The organism is Myxococcales bacterium (assembly GCA_016716835.1).
Taxonomy (GTDB): Bacteria; Myxococcota_A; Polyangia; order Haliangiales; family Haliangiaceae; genus JADJUW01.
The window spans coordinates 2767561-2783954 of sequence record JADJUW010000001.1 but is presented as its reverse complement, the minus strand read 5'-3'; the positions used below and the strand labels follow the sequence as shown (position 1 = coordinate 2783954).

15 protein-coding genes are annotated in these 16394 nt (G+C 62.5%); 10 read left to right on the top strand and 5 right to left on the bottom strand.

Going from position 1 to position 16394, the window contains the following annotated elements; translation table 11 throughout:
• Positions 1-2 precede the first annotated feature (2 nt).
• The 8 genes from IPL79_12340 to IPL79_12305 all read left to right on the top strand — a co-directional run bounded on the left by IPL79_12340 (position 3) and on the right by IPL79_12305 (position 8610).
• Positions 3-905, top strand: a complete 903-nt coding sequence (locus IPL79_12340) for a fatty acid desaturase (GenBank protein ID MBK9071774.1) — start codon at positions 3-5, stop codon at positions 903-905.
• Positions 906-931: 26 nt separating this feature from the next.
• Complete coding sequence (locus tag IPL79_12335; GenBank protein ID MBK9071773.1) at positions 932-1348, top strand: cupin domain-containing protein; 417 nt, start codon at positions 932-934, stop codon at positions 1346-1348.
• A gap of 154 nt (positions 1349-1502) precedes the next feature.
• A complete protein-coding gene (locus tag IPL79_12330; GenBank protein MBK9071772.1) occupies positions 1503-2132 on the top strand; it encodes a hypothetical protein in 630 nt (209 codons plus the stop codon).
• Positions 2133-2251: 119 nt separating this feature from the next.
• Positions 2252-3139 carry a diguanylate cyclase gene (locus tag IPL79_12325; GenBank protein MBK9071771.1) on the top strand — a complete coding sequence of 296 codons (888 nt, stop codon included), beginning with the start codon at positions 2252-2254 and terminating at the stop codon, positions 3137-3139.
• Positions 3140-3191: 52 nt separating this feature from the next.
• Positions 3192-4034: an endonuclease/exonuclease/phosphatase family protein gene (locus tag IPL79_12320; protein ID MBK9071770.1), complete on the top strand. Its 843-nt coding sequence runs from the start codon at positions 3192-3194 to the stop codon at positions 4032-4034.
• A 57-nt stretch (positions 4035-4091) separates the two neighbouring features.
• Positions 4092-6155 (top strand): NAD-dependent epimerase/dehydratase family protein, encoded by a 2064-nt coding sequence (locus IPL79_12315; protein ID MBK9071769.1) that lies wholly within the window; start codon positions 4092-4094, stop codon positions 6153-6155.
• The gene (locus IPL79_12310; GenBank protein ID MBK9071768.1) at positions 6148-7233 is read left to right on the top strand and encodes a hypothetical protein; all 1086 of its coding nucleotides are present in this window, start codon (positions 6148-6150) and stop codon (positions 7231-7233) included. Before IPL79_12315 ends, IPL79_12310 begins: the two co-directional genes overlap by 8 nt.
• Before the next feature lie 66 nt (positions 7234-7299).
• Positions 7300-8610 carry a hypothetical protein gene (locus tag IPL79_12305; protein ID MBK9071767.1) on the top strand — a complete coding sequence of 437 codons (1311 nt, stop codon included), beginning with the start codon at positions 7300-7302 and terminating at the stop codon, positions 8608-8610.
• Here the strand turns inward: IPL79_12305 and IPL79_12300 are convergent.
• Positions 8585-9700: a GNAT family N-acetyltransferase gene (locus IPL79_12300; GenBank protein MBK9071766.1), complete on the bottom strand. Its 1116-nt coding sequence runs from the start codon at positions 9698-9700 to the stop codon at positions 8585-8587. The genes IPL79_12305 and IPL79_12300 overlap by 26 nt on opposite strands.
• A gap of 24 nt (positions 9701-9724) precedes the next feature.
• Positions 9725-10306: a hypothetical protein gene (locus IPL79_12295; GenBank protein ID MBK9071765.1), complete on the bottom strand. Its 582-nt coding sequence runs from the start codon at positions 10304-10306 to the stop codon at positions 9725-9727.
• A 237-nt stretch (positions 10307-10543) separates the two neighbouring features.
• On the opposite strand from IPL79_12295, the gene IPL79_12290 reads away from it, so the two are divergent.
• Together IPL79_12290 and IPL79_12285 are read left to right on the top strand one after the other, a co-directional pair.
• On the top strand, positions 10544-11341 hold the full coding sequence (locus IPL79_12290; protein ID MBK9071764.1) for an NTP transferase domain-containing protein: 798 nt from the start codon (positions 10544-10546) through the stop codon (positions 11339-11341).
• Complete coding sequence (locus tag IPL79_12285; protein MBK9071763.1) at positions 11316-11990, top strand: TrmH family RNA methyltransferase; 675 nt, start codon at positions 11316-11318, stop codon at positions 11988-11990. Before IPL79_12290 ends, IPL79_12285 begins: the two co-directional genes overlap by 26 nt.
• Here IPL79_12285 and IPL79_12280 read toward each other — a convergent pair.
• From IPL79_12280 to IPL79_12270, 3 genes are read right to left on the bottom strand one after another with little or no spacing between them, the layout of a single operon-like run.
• Positions 11987-14173 (bottom strand): helix-hairpin-helix domain-containing protein, encoded by a 2187-nt coding sequence (locus IPL79_12280; GenBank protein MBK9071762.1) that lies wholly within the window; start codon positions 14171-14173, stop codon positions 11987-11989. The two genes, IPL79_12285 and IPL79_12280, sit on opposite strands and share 4 nt — an antisense overlap.
• Positions 14157-14621: a thermonuclease family protein gene (locus IPL79_12275; GenBank protein MBK9071761.1), complete on the bottom strand. Its 465-nt coding sequence runs from the start codon at positions 14619-14621 to the stop codon at positions 14157-14159. The genes IPL79_12280 and IPL79_12275 overlap by 17 nt, the downstream gene beginning before the upstream one ends.
• 27 nt (positions 14622-14648) lie before the next feature.
• On the bottom strand, positions 14649-16385 hold the full coding sequence (locus IPL79_12270; protein MBK9071760.1) for a lamin tail domain-containing protein: 1737 nt from the start codon (positions 16383-16385) through the stop codon (positions 14649-14651).
• Positions 16386-16394: the final 9 nt, after the last annotated feature.

The following is a 16394-nucleotide window of genomic DNA, read 5'->3' as shown; positions in this document are numbered from 1 at the left end:
TTATGGGGGCCAAAGGGTTTAATTGGACGGCGGGCAGCTTCTTCATCGCGTACCACGCGGTGCTGCTGCTGACGTTGCCATTTTATTTGTGGTTCGCGATGCCGAGCCTGACGCTGACGCTAGCGACGGTCGTGATCATCGGTCTTTGCGGTGTTTCGCTGACCACGCTGTACCATAGATATTATTCGCACAAGACGTTTGTCTTGCGGCCTGCCGCCGAAGTCGTGCTCCTGTTTTTTGCAACGCTCATCGGCCAAGGCAGCGCGTGGGAGTGGGCCTTTGATCATCGCCGCCACCATAAGCACACTGACACCGATGACGACCCGCACGATATGGGCAAGGGCTTTTGGTATGCGCACGTGCTGTGGATCTTTGACCAGCGCCAGCCACTCGATATGCACACAATCAATGACCTAAAGCGCAGCCGCTTGCTCGCGTGGCAGCATCGCCACTATGTCGCCGCGTTTCTTGGCAGCAGCCTGCTCGCATGCGTGGTGCTAGGCGCCATCAGCGGCGATTGGCTCGGTGCATTTTACATGGGCTTTCTGGTGCGGCTTTTTATTTCGCATCACGCGACGTTTTGCATCAACTCGCTCGCTCACAGCTGGGGCACGCGCCCGTTTGACCCTGCGCAATCCGCGACCAACAGCCATTTTTGCTCGTTTCTGACCTTTGGCGAGGGCCAGCACAACTACCATCATGTGTTTCCGCACGACTATCGCATCGGCGATCGTTGGTATTATTGGGATCCAGGCAAGTGGCTCATTCGGTCGCTAGCCATGGTGCGATTGGCGACGCGCCTAAAGCGTGCGGCCGCCGACAAGATTGCCGCCAAGCGCGCCGAAGTGGCTGCCTGGCGGCTCGCGCCAGAGGGCGAAACGCCGCCCACGACCGCAAGCGAGTAGGACGATATTTCGTTAAGCTACGCGGCATGAACGAAACCTCGCCGCTTCACTTGGCTGACGGCCAAGACGCCGTACACCTGCCATCGAGCCCCGCCGACGCCCCTGCGATCATCGCCGTGCGCGCCTTTGGGCACAATTATGACGGCTACGTCGAGAAGTACTGCACGCCCGCCGATGTGGGGCGCCTCGTCTCTTTCGGCACCAGCCATGAATCATGGCGCGTTTGGGAAATCCATCCAGGCGGAGACGAGCTCGTCATCGTTACGCGCGGCCAAGCCGAATTCGTGCAACGCTTGGGTGATCGCGAGGTAACCGTGATGGTGGGGGCTGGGCAGGCCATCGTCAATCCAGCTGGCGTGCCCCATACTGCCAACGTCGTGGAGCCGTTCGATGCGGTGTACATCACGGCCGCGCCGGGCACGTACCACGAGCCGCGGGCGTAGCCTGGCTGCCGTGGTCGAACCGTTCATGGTCCAGCCACGGGGAGACTCACCCCAGTTTTGGGGAGGTGCGGCCCCACGGGCGAGTAGGCCCCGGCGATAGCACCTAGGGCAAGTAGGCGGAAGCCTGGCATGCCGATTGCTTTATTGTCTTAACATGACAAAATCAAAAACCGCGTCAGCACTTTTTGCCTCAACGGTCGCTTTGGTTGGGTTTGGCCAGGCTGCCTGTATGAGCGACGACAATGTGAGCGGACCGCCAACGTTTGATCAGCCAGGTTGGGTAACGGATAAATCGAAATTTATGGAAGAGTGGGTCGTGAGCGGGTACGCACGTCCCTACGACTACTGCCGCGATGGAAAGGCCAAATCACCTCGCATCGTTCAGATCGTAACAACAGGTCAGAGCGGCCTAAACACTCAGTTATATGCCGAAATCGCCGGATGTACGAGCGACAACGTCGTGAACTATAGGGGCTACATTTCTGGAGAGGTCATCGAGGATCCAAGCGAGCCCAACACCTGGTTCGTCTCGGGAGATGGTGGCGCCTGGGCCATTTTGGCTGACGGAACCACTGCCCAAGCAGAAGACCATAACGCCGTATGGGCCATAGAATTTACGGAACGCAATACCGTTTGTCTCGGGGAGCACAACGGGGACTCAGTAGAAACCGCAACGCGGGACGTCACGCTATTGCCGCCCGGCATTAATTACAGCAGCGAGCGCCTACTGCGCCAATTGCGCCCATCCACCCTCGACGGCACTCGCTACACCTCGTGCGACTAGCCCGCTTTGCCTGGAAACGGCAAACCGCCACTTGCCACGAACCACGGGCGTAGCTGGCTAAGGCATAAGCCGAAGCGGGGTGCGTGACCGCCACTTCGCCAATCTGGTACCATCAAGAGATGTCGATGGATTGGTCTAAGCTGTGCGCTGCACTCTTGGAGGTAGCGCCAGATGCGATCGTGGTCGCGAATCAGGCTGGTCAGATGATTCTCGTCAATGAGCAGGCCGAGCGGCTCTTTGGCATATCGCGCGCCGAACTTGTCGGTTCCGCGATCGAGACGTTACTCCCGGCAAGGCTGCGCGAACGTCACGTTCAGCTAAGGCAGCAGTACGGCGAAGCGCCGCGGCTGAGGCAGATGGGTTCGGGTATCGAAGTAACCGCCCAACATCGTGACGGGCGGGAATTTCCGGCCGAAATCAGCCTAAGTCCGCTCGAAATCGACAACGAGCGCTTTGTCATTGCGATCGTTCGCGACGTCTCCGATCGTTATGAAGCCACGACCAAACTGCGATTTCTCAGCACCCACGACCGACTGACTGGGTTGCCGAATCGCGTGTTTTTTGACGAAGAAATTCGTCGCGTTGGTGAGGCTGGACGGTTTCCGGTCGGCACCATGATGATCGACATCGACGGCCTCAAAGCGGCCAACGACAGTCGCGGTCACGAAGCCGGCGATGCCCTGTTGGTGCGGGCGGGGCAGTTGTTCCGCACGGTTTTCCGCGGCAGCGATACCATCGCTCGGGTCGGTGGCGACGAGTTTGCGGCGATTTTACCCGAGGCCAACGAGGCGGCGTGCACGCAAATCGTGGGGAGACTGCGAGCTCAGGCCGACGCACACAATAGCAAGCATGAATTGACCGAGCAGGTATGGTTTTCGGTCGGCTGGGCGGTTGCCACCAGCGTGTCCGAACTAAGTGGTAGCCTGCGGGCAGCCGACGAGGCGATGTACCAAGATAAGCGCGCAAGGCGGCCATCCCTGCCGCCTGAGATGGTGCGGAAAATGTAGGGCGCCTCTTTTGGGCCTTCCCTGGGTTTGCAAGAACGTATTATTGTCACTCATGTGGTCGCTTCCAGGTCGGCTTGTATTGGGATGCCTAATCCTGGTTGCTTCGGCGCATGGTGCGCCCGAGTCGCATTCGGCTAAGCCGCCGCGTTTACCGACGCTTACGGTCGCAACGTTCAACATCCTTTTTCAAAATTTCGACCTCGCCGCAGTGCACGAGCTTATCGAGCAGAGCGAAGCTGACATTGTTTTTCTGCAAGAAACCAACAGCGAGTCACTAGACTACTTGCAGCGTCGGCTGCGCGCGCGCTATCCCCACCAATCGTGGACCGATGACGAAGATTGGGCGGCAGGTGGATTTGCCTTGTTGTCAAAGCTTCCGATCATCTCCTCGCGCTATGTGCCGCGGCGCCATGGAGGGATTTTTGGCACCCAGGTGGCCGAGCTCTCGCTGAGCCCTGCGAAATGGGGTCATGCGCGGTTGACCGCGGTCAATGTTCACCTAGCGCCGGTTAATTATCATCGTCTAGCGCGCGCTGGCAGCATGGCGGCAATTTCAAAGGAGTTCGCCAGGCTGCAGGCTATCCACGCCAAAGAGATGCCCGCCATTCTAGCCGAGGTCGCGGGCAAGGAGCTCGCGGTCGTCGGCGGCGACTTCAACAGCGTGGAGGGGCAGGTTGCGTGGCGTGAACTCGCAGGCGCTGGTTTCGCGGAGGGGCCGAGGACCATGGCCAGGCCAACCTGGCACTGGCGAGCTGGAGGCATTTTCCCGATCTCATTGCGCATCGACGCGGTTTTTGCGAATGCTGCGTTGCGGCCGGTATCAAGTGTGACTACGCCCACCGCTGCGTCTGACCACAGCCTGGTTGTCACGACGCTGGAACTAGTCAGGAACTAGCTATCAATAATAGGAATTTCGCCGGGTGCGTGACCCCGACCTTTGCTACCATGGCGCATGACTGTTTCGTGGCGAGTTGGCGTCGTAGGCGCTGGCAATATTTCAGAATTTCACTTGGCGGCGCTGGCGGCGGTGCCTGGGGTCGAAGTCGTAGGCGTCGCGGATCTTGCGCGCGATCGCGCTGAGGCGCGCGCGGCGCAGGCGGGAGTGCCTGCGTTTAACAACATGGCTGAGATGGTGGCGGCGGGTGCCAACGTCATGCACATCTGCACCCCGCCGAGCTCGCATGCGGCGTTGGCAATTGAGGCGATGCGGCTTGGGTGCCACGTGCTGGTAGAAAAGCCGCTTGCCGAGGACGAAGGCGATTGCGCCAAGGTCGCCGCCGCCGCCGCGCAGTATGGCCGCGTCGCGACGGTGAATCACTCGTTGCTGTTTGATCCACAATTGGCTCGCGCGCTGGCACGGGTGCGCGCTGGCGAATTCGGCGAGATCGTTTCGGTCGATATTTTGCGCGGTTCGGAGTACCCGCCCTACGAAGGCGGCCCGCTGCCGCCGCACTATCGCGATGCGGGCTATCCGTTTCGCGATTTAGGCGTGCATTGTTTCTACCTGCTCGAAGCCTTTCTTGGCCCGATCAAGAAATGCGAAGGCGAATGGCTTTCGCTTGGCGGCGATCCAAATCTCGCCTACGACGAATGGCGCGCCATGGTGCAATGCGAGCGCGGCCTCGGGCAATTTCAGCTGTCGTGGAACACCAAGCCGCTGCAAAGCCAGCTCATCATCCACGGCACCAAGGGTATCTTGCGCGTCGATTTATTCGCGATGTTTCACGGCGCGCGACGATCGACGCCGCTGCCTAAGGCCGCCGAGCGCATCGTCAATGCGTTTGCCGAATCAATGGGGCCCATGATCGACGTGCCGCAAGGGGTTTGGAACTACGCGCGCAAGGTGGTGCGGCCATATCAGGGCCTGCGCGAGTTTGTCGCCGATTTTTATGCGCGGCTAAGCGCAGGGCAACCGCCGGCCGTAACGGTCGCCGATGCGACGCGCGTGGTGGCGCATTGCGAGGCGATCGCTCGTGCCGCCGAGGCGGACTACGCCAAGACGTTGGCCGCGGTGCCGCGCGCCGCCAAGGTGGACGTTGCGGTTACCGGCGCTTCGGGCGCGCTTGGCTCCGCAATTGTGCAGCGGTTGCTTGGTGACGGCCACAGCGTGCGCGCGTTTGTCCGCCGCCTGCCGCGCAAGGTGGTGCCTGGGCTGGTCTATGAAATTGGCAATCTCGGCGATCCGGTGGCGGTTGATCGCGCCATCGCCGGTGCTGACGTCGTCGTGCATTGCGGCGCGGCGATGAAGGGCGGGTGGCCCGAGCATCTGGGCGGTACCGTGGTCGGCACGCAGAACGTGATCGCCGCATGCAAGCAGCACGGCGTAAGGCAGCTCGTCCATATCAGCTCGATGTCGGTGGTCGATTGGGCAGGGTCCGAAAATCGGACAGTTGATGAGACGGCGGCGCTAGAGCCTAATCCCGGCAAGCGTGGCGCCTATACCCGCGCCAAGCTCGAGGCCGAGCAAGCGGTGAGTGCGGCGGCGTTAGGCGGCTTGCCGTGCGTCATCTTGCGTCCTGGCCAAATTTTTGGCCAGCGCATTCCGCTCGTCAACGGCGCGGTGGCGCGGCGCGCGTTTGGCAAGTGGCTGGTGCTTGGCGATGGCACGCTCGAGTTGCCTTTGATCTATATCGACGACGTCGTCGAGGCGGTAGCACTTGCAATGGCCAAGGGCCTCTGCGCCGGCGAGATCTTGCAACTCGTCGATCCGGCCGGGCTGACCCAAGCCGAGGTGTTGGCTGCCGTCGATGGCCAAAGCGGTGGCGGTAACCGCAAGGGCGTGCTGCACGTGCCGCGCGGCCTGCTGTTTGCGATCGGCCGTTTCTCAGAATGGCCGCTCGGCATGATCGGGCGCGAGTCGCCGGTGTCAAAATATCGCCTCAAGAGCGCGCTCTCGCGCATGCACTATGAATCGAGGCGTGCGCAGCAATTGCTCGGGTGGCAACCCGTGGTCGGTGTTGCCGAGGGTATGCGCCGCGTCGCCGCGGTTCAACAAGCAGGAGTAAACCATGGGTAAGCGAAACACGATGCTCTTTTCCGTCAAGCTGATTGCCTTGGCCACGCTCCTCGGCGCAACGCTGACGCGACCAAGCGTGGCGGTGGCTAAGCCGAGCATGATCATCGACGACGGCATCATCGTCGTTTGGCGTGCCGCCGCCAAAGATCGCAATAGCGCGATTGGGCGCGCAGTGGCTCGGTGCACCGATATTGCGGCGCGGCCGAATGAATTCGAGCGCGATGCCTATATGGGGCTGGATTGGGCTCAGTATCTGCAAGCATGCCTGGTGGCTTGGGTGGCTACCGGCGACGAGCGCTTTGCCAAGACGTCGGTTCGCTTTGCGACCGCACTTATTGATGACCTGCAAAAAGTTGGTGACAAGCTGGGCGGCAATGAGGCGGCGCGCCGCGACAGCGGCTTTTCCATTCGTGCCCTCGGGCCAAATACCGCGCTGGCATACGATTGGCTCTACGATCATCCGCTGCTCACCAAGGAGCTCAAGGCACGCATGCGAGAGCGTTTGTGGGCATGGGTCGATTGGTATCGCAAGAGCGGGTATCGCGCGCGCGCGCCTGGCAACAACTACCACGCCGGCTATGTTGCCGCGGCTACGCTGGGCTACGCCGCTATTGAGCGCGACCTAACCGCCGCGGAAAAAGCGCAATGGGCGTTCGTGCGCAGCGAGATCTGGGATACCGACATGAAGGCCGCCTTGGCGCCCGGTGGCGTGCTCGAAGGTGGCGATTGGCCCGAGGGTTGGCAGTACGGTCCCCTGGCGGTGGCGAACTACGCGCTTGCCGGTCGCGCCTTGGCACATCGCGGTTATGAAATGCCCGGCTTCACGGCATGGGCGCAGGCGCTGCTGCCTCGCTTTCTGCACGGCCTCGCGCCTAACGGCATGATGTTCGCCGGCGGCGATACGCAATCAGAAACGCCAAGTTTGGCGGCCAATCTCTTGGTGCCCGCGGCACTTATGATCGCCGCGCCAAACGGCGATCCGGCGCAACAGGCGCGCAACGTCATAATTGGCAAGAAGCTAGTTTTTCGCGAGTTCCCGCTGTTTGAGGCGCTCACCGAAGGTATCGTTGCAGACTAAAGCAAGGTCGCGACCATTGGCTGCAACTACTACGCGCGCGGCTCAGGCACCTACTATGCGCGGACCTTGGTCGGGCGCCAAGAGAGCGAGGCGGTGTGGATGGCGATGCAGTGTTCGCGCACGCTCGACGTCGATCACCGGCCGCCCAATGCTGGCAACTTGGTGATCTCGCGCGGTCGCGACGAGGTGCTGATTGATCCGACGCCGTACGGCTCCTTGTCATCGCTCACCAGCAACGCGCCCACCTTGGAGTCGCCGCAATTGCCAGATAACTATCGTCCCAGCCAGGCGTTTTGGGGCAAGGCCTCGGGGCTACGCACCATCATGCAAACTGCCTCGGGCGCGGTGGCGTTGCGCTGCGAATATGCCGACCAATATGCGTTTCAGGAGCGACCAAGCGACGTCAGGGTGGCGACGCGCGAGGTGGCGCTAATACCCTACGATGGCGGCAAGAGCGCGGCGGTGTTTGTGTTTGATGAGGCGCAGGCGCCGACCTCGCGTGAATTCCATCTCCGCTTTCGTTCGCTCGGGCGCTTTGCGCAAATGGGCTCGTCGTATGCGGCCACGGTAGGTTCGTCGCAACTTGGCGTGTATCCGGTCGGCTTTGTCAGCGCTAAACCCGCCAAGACCGACGCGCGCAGCCTGCCCAAGGGTGACTGCTTTCAAGATGGCGTCGCGCGCGGGGCCTGCGATGCGTCGCGTTTTCCAGCGCACGAGTATCGCACGCAGCTAAGCGGCACCCGCATGTTGGCCGGGCACGTGCTCGACGTCACCGCCGCGGCGACGCGCCCAGGCGTGCCGACCGCGCTGATGATCACGGGCGGCGGTGGCAGCGGGGATGCCGAAGGTTGGGCACTAGCGCGCGGCAGCGAAACGCTGTTTGCGGCGCGTTCACGCGGCAAGTCTAGCTTTTCGCTGGTCTTGCCCAAGGGCTTAGCCCGTGGTGCCTTGCTGCTCGCAAGCCCGATGGCCGTCGAAGTGGGCGGTAGCCTCAAAGGCGAAAATTGCCACGTAGACGTTAAGCTGAGCCCCGGCAACGCAAAGACCAATCGGCTGGCCGCAGTGATCAATGTCGATCGCGCCTGCCTGGCACTCATCGAACATCCCGATGCCGCGAGCGAATTGGTTGCGGCGGCAGCGGCTGATCCAACCGCCGAGGTGCCCGCGCCTGGCGGCGTGACGCTCGATCCAGAAGTTCACCGCATGGATCGCGAGCTGCAAGAGCTGCCGCAAGGTGTGACGCACCAAGGCGGTCCCGATCCGATACCGACCGTCATGCCTAAGCGTGGGTGCGCGGCGTCGGTTGGTGCCGGCGAGGTCTCGCTGCTGGCGATGTCGCTCGTGCTGCTCGCTATGTATCTTCGTCGATATCGGTGAGGTGCCAGTTGGCGGTGAGCGCCAGGCTTTGGTCCTCGGTGCCAAAGACGGCCGCCACGCTGCGCGTTTCGCCGCGCAACGAAAAGCCTGCGGCCTCGAGCGCGCCAGCCAGCCAAGGCGCGCCGAGATAGCGGAACGACGCGCTGACAGCCCCGCGGTCGTACAGCAGCGAAGGCAGCTGCGCGACCAACCCCGTCATGCCCGTGATTGTCCCGAACAGATCGCGAATGTGCGCGACGCCGTCTTCGTCTGAGGTCAGGGCGTACGCGCAGGGCCCTTCGGCGTCTCGCAAGACAAATAGCCGCGGGTGTTGCCAGTTGGCGATGCGCCATTGCACGTTTGTGAGCGAGCGCTGCGAGGCCACCGCGACCTCGCGTGCACCACGCTGCCATGCTTGGTCGATTGCCTCGCCGAGCGCGGTTTCGTCGACGTCGGTTAAATCGTCAAATGCCTGCACCTCGCCACGCCCGACGTTGTGTCGCGTCGTTGTGGCGCGAAGGGCCATCGAGGCCCAGTCCGCGGCGGTGCCGAGCACGCGTTGCACGGCGGGCGTGCGCGTCTGCTCTTCGATCCAACGCGACAACGATGGCGGCAGGTGCACGCCGACGGCGGCGGCGGCACGTGGCACATACGACTCATGGCGTAAGATCACCGCGTAGCGCTGCGTTTGGCCCAGCACGGCAAAGCCCGCGCGCTTGAACATCGGCAGCGCCTTGGCGTTGGGAAACCCGATGGCAAAGGGTCCGTGCGCCTTGGCATCCGCGGCAAGTCGGCGCAGCAGCTGCAGCGCGGCCGCGCCGGTGCGGTGCGCCTTGTCGACGGCGAGGTCGGCAAACAAGCCCGTGTCGCAAATCGCGCCATGGTACGAAAACGCGCGCGCTTGCAGCGCACACGTGCCGATGGGCTGATTGGAGGTGGTTTCGTGCGCCAGGTAGGCGACCGCGCCGCCGTGAGGCGACGTCTCATAGAGCCATTCAAACTTGTGCTCGGCGGCCTCATCGCTGCCGACGTCTTGCAGGTTGTCGCGCCACAGTTGGCACAGCGTGGCCTTAATCTCTTTTGGTGCGTGCGCGCTAAGGGTGTACGACATGGCGTGGCGCTTAGGCTGTCGCGCTTACGGCGCGAGTTGTTTGACGGCGGCGAAGGCGCGTTGCACGCCGCCCGCATTGGGATGTAACGAGACGATGAGATAATCGCCATCTGTCGACAGGCCAGACACTTGCAACACCGGGCTGAGAATCGCCAAGGTACGGCGCACGGTCTCGTTGGCGCGGATGCGTGGGTTTTTAAATAGATCAAGCACGATCACATTGTCGTGGGCGTCGACGAGGACGTCGGGGCGCTTGGGCATAAATTTGAGCAGATTGCCGGGCTTTGATAAGTCGAGCATGCCCGATCGCAAAAGTCCCGCGATTGCCGACGACGATTCGCCCAGGACCTTGAGCTCGGTGTCGTTGAGCGCGATCGAAACTTGCAGCCGCTCGCTTGAGACCTCGATGGCTTCGACCGTGATCTTGGTGTTGGCGCGCAGCGGCGTGCCCATGAGTTCGACGGTCATGCCGATCGCCACGGCGGGCGGGCGTGAGGTGATCGTAATGTCTTGCGGCGCCTTTTGGCTGGGCGGTGTGTTGGCGATAAACCAGCGCACGGCGTCGAGCGGAATAGCGATCTTCATGCCGATGGCGTGCTTGGCCATAGCGAACAACGTCGACGGGTTGCGAAACGCAAATCCAGCGGCAGATCGCAGCGCCGCGCGCAGGGAGGGCCATCGGCGCACTCTAGCGGATCTGGGGCGATTCTGGCCGAAAAGGGGGCAAGACCGCGTTTGGAAATGGGCTAACGGAGGGCTGACAGCATTTCATCGCACCTGGTGGGAGTCCGCGGAAAGCGGTGAAAATCTGACGTTTTGTTTGGCGTAACTACTTGAAATCATATGAGCACAAGAATTGCATTTAGTACCGTCAAGATGAAGGCGGTCATTCTCGTTGCCGGACACGCAAAGCACTTGCGGCCGTTCTTAGCCGACCGGCCCAAAGCCCTGCTTACCGTTGCGGGCATCCCAATCTTGCGTCGCGCCGTGACCAATCTGCTCGACACCGGCGTCACCGAATTTGTCATCTGCACCGGCTACCTAGACCACATGATCCGCGAGGCGATGGCGGAATGGTTCGTCGGCGTGCCGGTGACCTACGTCCATAACCCCGATGCCGCGACGACGAATAATGCGCACACGTTGGCGTTGGCTGCCCCTCACGTGCAGGGCAAGGCATTTTTTCTCGTCGACGGCGACGTCGTATTTGACGTCGCGGTGAGCAGGCGGCTCTTGCGCAGCGGGACCGATAGCCTGGCCATCCGCCTCGGCGGCAACCTCGCGCCACAGGATATGAAGGTTTCGCTTGGGCGCAGTGGTGCGCTGACCGCGATCAGCAAGCAATTGCCGCCGCCCCAAGCCGACGCGGAATCGGTCGGCATCGCGTGGCTTGGCGGAGCTACGAGTGCGACGCTGTTTCAGACGCTGGCGTCGCGGCTGGCGGCCCCAGCGGGCCGAGAAGAGTGCTACGAGGCTTCGTTCGAGGCGATGTTGGCGCGTGGCGCAGTCTTGCGTGGCATTGATATCAGCGACCTGTTTGCCTCAGAGATCGACACGTTCGAGGACTTGTGCGCTGCCACCAGCCAGTGTATCGCCGACGAGCTTGGCACCAGCGTTGAAGAATACGGCATCGCGCTCTAGCGGCGCGCAGGCACTGGCAGCGCAAGCGCCTGCGCCGCGCGGCGACGAATTCTTGCAATGTATCGACGTGCCGTGCGGCCTGCGATTCCCAGCGCCGCCCGGCACGGCATGTCCTTCATGCGGTCAGGGTACCGCTGTGGTCGCGACCCGCTACGTCAATGTACCGTTGCGCCGCGAGCCTAGGCGGCGCCTCGCCGTGTTGTTTGACAACGTGCGCAGCGCACACAATGTTGGCGTCATGTTGCGCACGGCGGAGTCGGTGGGCGCGGTGCACGCGTACCACGTTGGTATAACCCCGCCGGGGTCACACGCGAAGGTCGCCAAGGCCGCGCTTGGCAGCGAGCAGCGCGTGCCGCACAGCTACCATCGCGATGGCGTGGCGCTCGCCGCGTCGCTTGTGCAAGCTGGCACCACGCTGTGGGCGCTCGAATCCGCGCCAGGCGCGATCGCGCTAGCCGACGCCATACCCGCGCCAGACACATCGACACTCGTGCTGGTCGTCGGCAACGAAATCGCGGGCGTCGACCCTGGCATCTTGTCGCTTTGCCACGGCGTCGTCGCGCTTCCCATGGCCGGCGAAAAAAACTCGCTCAACGTCGGCCACGCCTTCGCCATCGCCGCCTACGGGGTTGACGAACGATCGCGCTAGATGGCGTGCTGGTAGGTGAGCCACGCGCGCAATTCGGGGTTGGGCGTGCGTTCGAGCGTGGAGTCGCGGCTGTCGAGCCAGTGCACGTAGTCGAGGCGCAGCTTGAGGTGTTGACGCGGCTTGACGGCCTGGCTTACCTCCACGGTGCCGGTGAGCGACTCTTCGAGATAGGTATCGTCTTTGACATCCTTGCTGAGGTAGCGCAGCCGCGCCGCCAAGCGTTCGCGCCGCCCGATTTTCATGCGCATCGCGGCGGTGCCGGTGAGGTCGTGCCGCTTGCTGTCGTCATAGCGCGGATCGTCGACCATCGCGTGTTGGCCGTGGAATGACAGCGCCATATCTTTTTTGGGTGAAAAGGAGCCGCGCAGCGCATAGAGGAAGCGTTGACCGGTGCAGCTAAGCGTCTCGCCAAACTCGTCGGTATCGAATTCGGTTTCGTAGCATTCGCCACCGCCGCTGGCGCTTAGGTCCTTGTCGGTCCAGTCGAGCCAGAGCCCGACCTTACTGAATTTGTCGATGAAATAATCTGAGTGCAGCGAGAGCGCGGCCTTGGGCGTGTTGTCGATGGTGGTCTGCCACATATCGGCGACCGCGCGTATGCCGTATTGCTTGGTGGTGATCAGGTAGCGCACGCGGGTGCCAACCTCGTCGCGAGCTCGCTGGCCTTCGAATTCGTCCGATGCCGCGATGGGGCGCGCGTAAGGGTTAACAAAGTCGACATGGTAATAGCGCAGCGACACCTCAAGCTCGCGGTGCTTTTGGCTGTGCGTGCCGCGCACCACGATCGCGGGCCCGCCGCCACCATGCGCATCTCCGCTAGTTGGCGTCATGTCATCAAACGAGAAAGCAGCCTCCGCCCCGAGGTCCCACGCGCCTCGACCATAGCCGAGGTTGAGGCCCGCCGCGCCGTAGCTGCCATTGGTTGGTTGGCCCGCCCACTCTTGATAACCCAGCGTCACGCCCTCGAGTAAATCGCTCGAGCGAGCGCCATACGCCGTCACGCCGATGTAGCGCCGTGGCGCGGCAAAGTACGTCACGTTGCCGCCAATGACCGTTTCCGCGAACACGCCCGGGAGCGTGACAAATTTTTGCCCGTTGGTTGGTGTCAGGCGATCGTCGCCACTTGGCCGCACGAACACGGGCAAAGACCCGCAGTTCGGGTCGTCGTCGTTGCGCGGATCGTCACAACGAGTCTGATCGTAGATCTCGCTGATGTAGGCGTTGTTAGTTTGGTACGAGCCCCAGGCATAGGCCTGCAGATAGCCGTCGCCAACGGCGAGATGCTTGATGCCGGCCGCGACGCCGCGCAGCGCGCGACTCCACGTGTAGTCCGGCGAGACATAGGCAACGTCGTCTTTGGCGCAAATGGCTTCAGGCAGCTCGCCGGGTGAGTTGCGACAGGCGCTGGTCAGGTAGGTCGACGTGTAGAGGCCATCGTCGAGGTAGAGGCCATTAGGCGTATAATCGCTCGAATTGTCAAAGGTGAGCCGTTGGCCAAAGCCGACGCGGTACGTGCCGGCGATCACCGCGACCGTATCTGTCTCGTGGCGGAGGTAGAGCTTGGGAACGTGAACACCGATCTCGTGGGTGTCAGCCAAGAGCCCCTGACGATTAGGATCATAGGCGAGGTTGGTCAGCGCCAGGCGGCTCATGGTCGCCGCTACGCCGGCGGTGATCGTGCGCCGATACTGCACGCGGGCACGCAGCGAAAAGGGCGGCAGCCGCTTGTCGGCCAACGCATAGCGAGTTTGGCCGCGGACCCAACCGCGCAGCGGCAGCGGCACGCGCTCCACCGAAATCAAGAACGCTGCAATGCCAAACAGCTGATCCTGGGTGAGCACGCCGGCGGCTACGAGGTCTTCGGGCGAGGCGATGCGCCCCTGTTCTTTGCGATAGCGCAGGATGGCATCGACGTCGGTGTACGAGAGGTTTGGCAAGCTATAAATTTGATCACGCGAGGCGGTGTTGATGTCGACGCCGCGCTCGAGCAAGTCGGTCAAGACCGCGTAGGTATCTTCATCGATCTGGCCGGACGCGTAGAGGTCTTCGAGCTCTTCTTGCGACTCTATGTCGATGTAGGACTCGTAGGGGTAGGCGAGCGCCTCAGGCGCCGCGAGCACGCCCACGGCGGCGATCGCGACGACCCAGATGATGGTTGCAAGGTTGCTAGCACGGGTTTTCATCACACGCTCCCCACAGCCCGGCGCTCACCGCGCGCGCGCTATTCTCTACCGCGTTGTAGTCGCTCACCACGTCGTCGCCATTGGGCGAAATGTGCAGCACGCACGCATAGCCCTCGGCGATCATGGTGCGATTCAGGTTTTCGCCATCGACCTCGACGAACGCGAGCAAGCGGCCGTAACGGTCGGTACATTGCTGGTCGTAGCGCAGCTCGATGGTCTTGCCGAGCACGCGATCGATGTTGTACTGCTTGGCCTCGGGCCCCCAGCATTCGATCTCGCTCGTCGTCTCGGGCGTGTCGATCATGAGGTAACGCACGCGCTCGCCACTGTCGAGCTCCACCGTGTCGCCGTCGATGACCTTGGCCACCACGCCGCGGCTCGGGCCGCAGGTGTCATGGCCCTCACACGCGACAAGGCCTACCGAGGCGAGGACCGCCACGGCCAGCATACGCGCGAGGTAGGCCGACGGCGTCATCTACGATCCGCACGAAAGGTTATCAGCGGCGGGCGTGCCAAAGTTGCCGCCGTCGCCGTACGACGACGTCGCCGGGCACCAGTTGGTCGGGATATCGTTGGCCTCGGCGGTTAGCGCATTGCTGCTAAGTTGCCTGGACTTGTCGTCCGCGGCGCCGGTCCACGAGACGGCGTCGATAATGGTGGTGACTTCCTCGTCCTCATTGGTGCGTAGGCGCAAGGCGTCGCTCACCAAGAGCCCCAGGCCATAACTGGTGAGGGCGGCAGGCAAGCCGCCGTTTACTTCGGGGTCAAGGTTGCGCGCGATGATGGCAAACTCGCCGCCGACCATGCGCAGGCACTCGGGCGAGCTAAAGACCTTCTTGGTCGTGCCGGCGCCCTTGTCGAGCGCGAGGCCGTTGAGATCAACCGGCGCTGTCGCATAAAATTCGATCCACTCCTCGTTGGCGTCGGTGCCCGCCGGGCTAGGCATCACCTCGGAAATAATTAGCTCGCCAACGCCGGGCGTTACGATGTCGCGGATCGCATCGTTTTCGATGCATTCGCCAACGCCAGGTGAGAGCGGACATTCATTGTTGGGCTCGCCCGGCGTGCCGAGATCGCTTGTGGCGCCAAACAAATCGCTGCCGTCGCACCAAGCCGAAATCGAGTCGTTGCCATCGGTCGATTCAAAATCTGGATCGACCTGGAGCGACTGGCCGGTGTCCGAGCCCAACCACGTAACGCCGTCGAGCAGCGCGTCGCCGCGCGCGAGCACCAGCCCACCGTTGCCGTCATTTACCAGGGACGAATCAAACGTGAAGTCCACGCGCGGCAAGTCGTGGGCTTCGGTATTGGTCGAGCGCGCAAAAATCAGCCGCGTGCCCGCCGTCGCCTCAAGACAATTGGCGTCGGTGAGCACGGTGCGGGTTGACGTCGCGAGGTCTTTGGCGATCACGACGCCATTTAAGTCAACGTCGCGCGTCACCAGCACCTCGAACCATTCGGCTTGGTCGTCGTCGCCATCTTCTGGATCTGGCAAGATCTCGGTGATGATGAGGTCGCCGGTTTGCGGCGCATTGATCGCGACGGTGGCGCCGTCGCGCTGGCACGTCGTGGCGGTCTCGAGCACGCAGGCCTCGTTGGCCTCCCCTGGCGTGCCGTAATTGCCCGCGGCAAATTCGGTGGAGCCATCGTTGGTGGCAATGCACCAGCCCTCGCCGTCGTCGTTGGCGGTGCTGACGGGGGCGGTGGCGCCGCTGAGCTGTTGCGAGTACCCCGACGCCGTGACGCCGTAGATCGCTTCGTCGATGAGGGCGCTGCCACAAGCCAGCGCGACGCGGCCACCCCCGCTATTGCCAAATTCTCCCAGATCGGCGCCGTAGCCATAATGCGCGTAGGCCGGGAGGAGGTCGCTCGCGACGCTGGCGAGGACGGCGTATTGCCCTGGCTGCAGCAAAAAATCTCCAACGACGTGCCGCTTGGCGCTAGAGCCGTCGAGGCGCGACGACACCAAATCAAGATCTTTAAGGTTTTGCGCCGCTGCGCCGGCGTTGTAGACCTCGATCCATTCGCGGCCGGCATCGGCGCCGCTCTGGCCGTCGACGCCCTGAGCATCGTTAAAGACCTCGGAAATAACGATCGAGCCGGGCAACATTGTGTCACACAGCTTGGGGTCGCTCCCGCCGTCGCAAGCGAGCAAGCCGCCGCACAGCGATGGCAACATCAGGCGAAACAAAGACGCGCTACGTGAGGTCATGATGGTCCT

Coding starts and splice junctions, on each gene's coding strand:
- IPL79_12340 (MBK9071774.1), top strand. CDS start 3: ATGGGGGCCAAAGGGTTTAATTGGACGGCGGGCAGCTTCTTCATCGCG.
- IPL79_12335 (MBK9071773.1), top strand. CDS start 932: ATGAACGAAACCTCGCCGCTTCACTTGGCTGACGGCCAAGACGCCGTA.
- IPL79_12330 (MBK9071772.1), top strand. CDS start 1,503: ATGACAAAATCAAAAACCGCGTCAGCACTTTTTGCCTCAACGGTCGCT.
- IPL79_12325 (MBK9071771.1), top strand. CDS start 2,252: ATGTCGATGGATTGGTCTAAGCTGTGCGCTGCACTCTTGGAGGTAGCG.
- IPL79_12320 (MBK9071770.1), top strand. CDS start 3,192: ATGTGGTCGCTTCCAGGTCGGCTTGTATTGGGATGCCTAATCCTGGTT.
- IPL79_12315 (MBK9071769.1), top strand. CDS start 4,092: ATGACTGTTTCGTGGCGAGTTGGCGTCGTAGGCGCTGGCAATATTTCA.
- IPL79_12310 (MBK9071768.1), top strand. CDS start 6,148: ATGGGTAAGCGAAACACGATGCTCTTTTCCGTCAAGCTGATTGCCTTG.
- IPL79_12300 (MBK9071766.1), bottom strand. CDS start 9,700: ATGTCGTACACCCTTAGCGCGCACGCACCAAAAGAGATTAAGGCCACG.
- IPL79_12295 (MBK9071765.1), bottom strand. CDS start 10,306: ATGGCCAAGCACGCCATCGGCATGAAGATCGCTATTCCGCTCGACGCC.
- IPL79_12290 (MBK9071764.1), top strand. CDS start 10,544: ATGAGCACAAGAATTGCATTTAGTACCGTCAAGATGAAGGCGGTCATT.
- IPL79_12280 (MBK9071762.1), bottom strand. CDS start 14,173: ATGAAAACCCGTGCTAGCAACCTTGCAACCATCATCTGGGTCGTCGCG.
- IPL79_12275 (MBK9071761.1), bottom strand. CDS start 14,621: ATGCTGGCCGTGGCGGTCCTCGCCTCGGTAGGCCTTGTCGCGTGTGAG.
- IPL79_12270 (MBK9071760.1), bottom strand. CDS start 16,385: ATGACCTCACGTAGCGCGTCTTTGTTTCGCCTGATGTTGCCATCGCTG.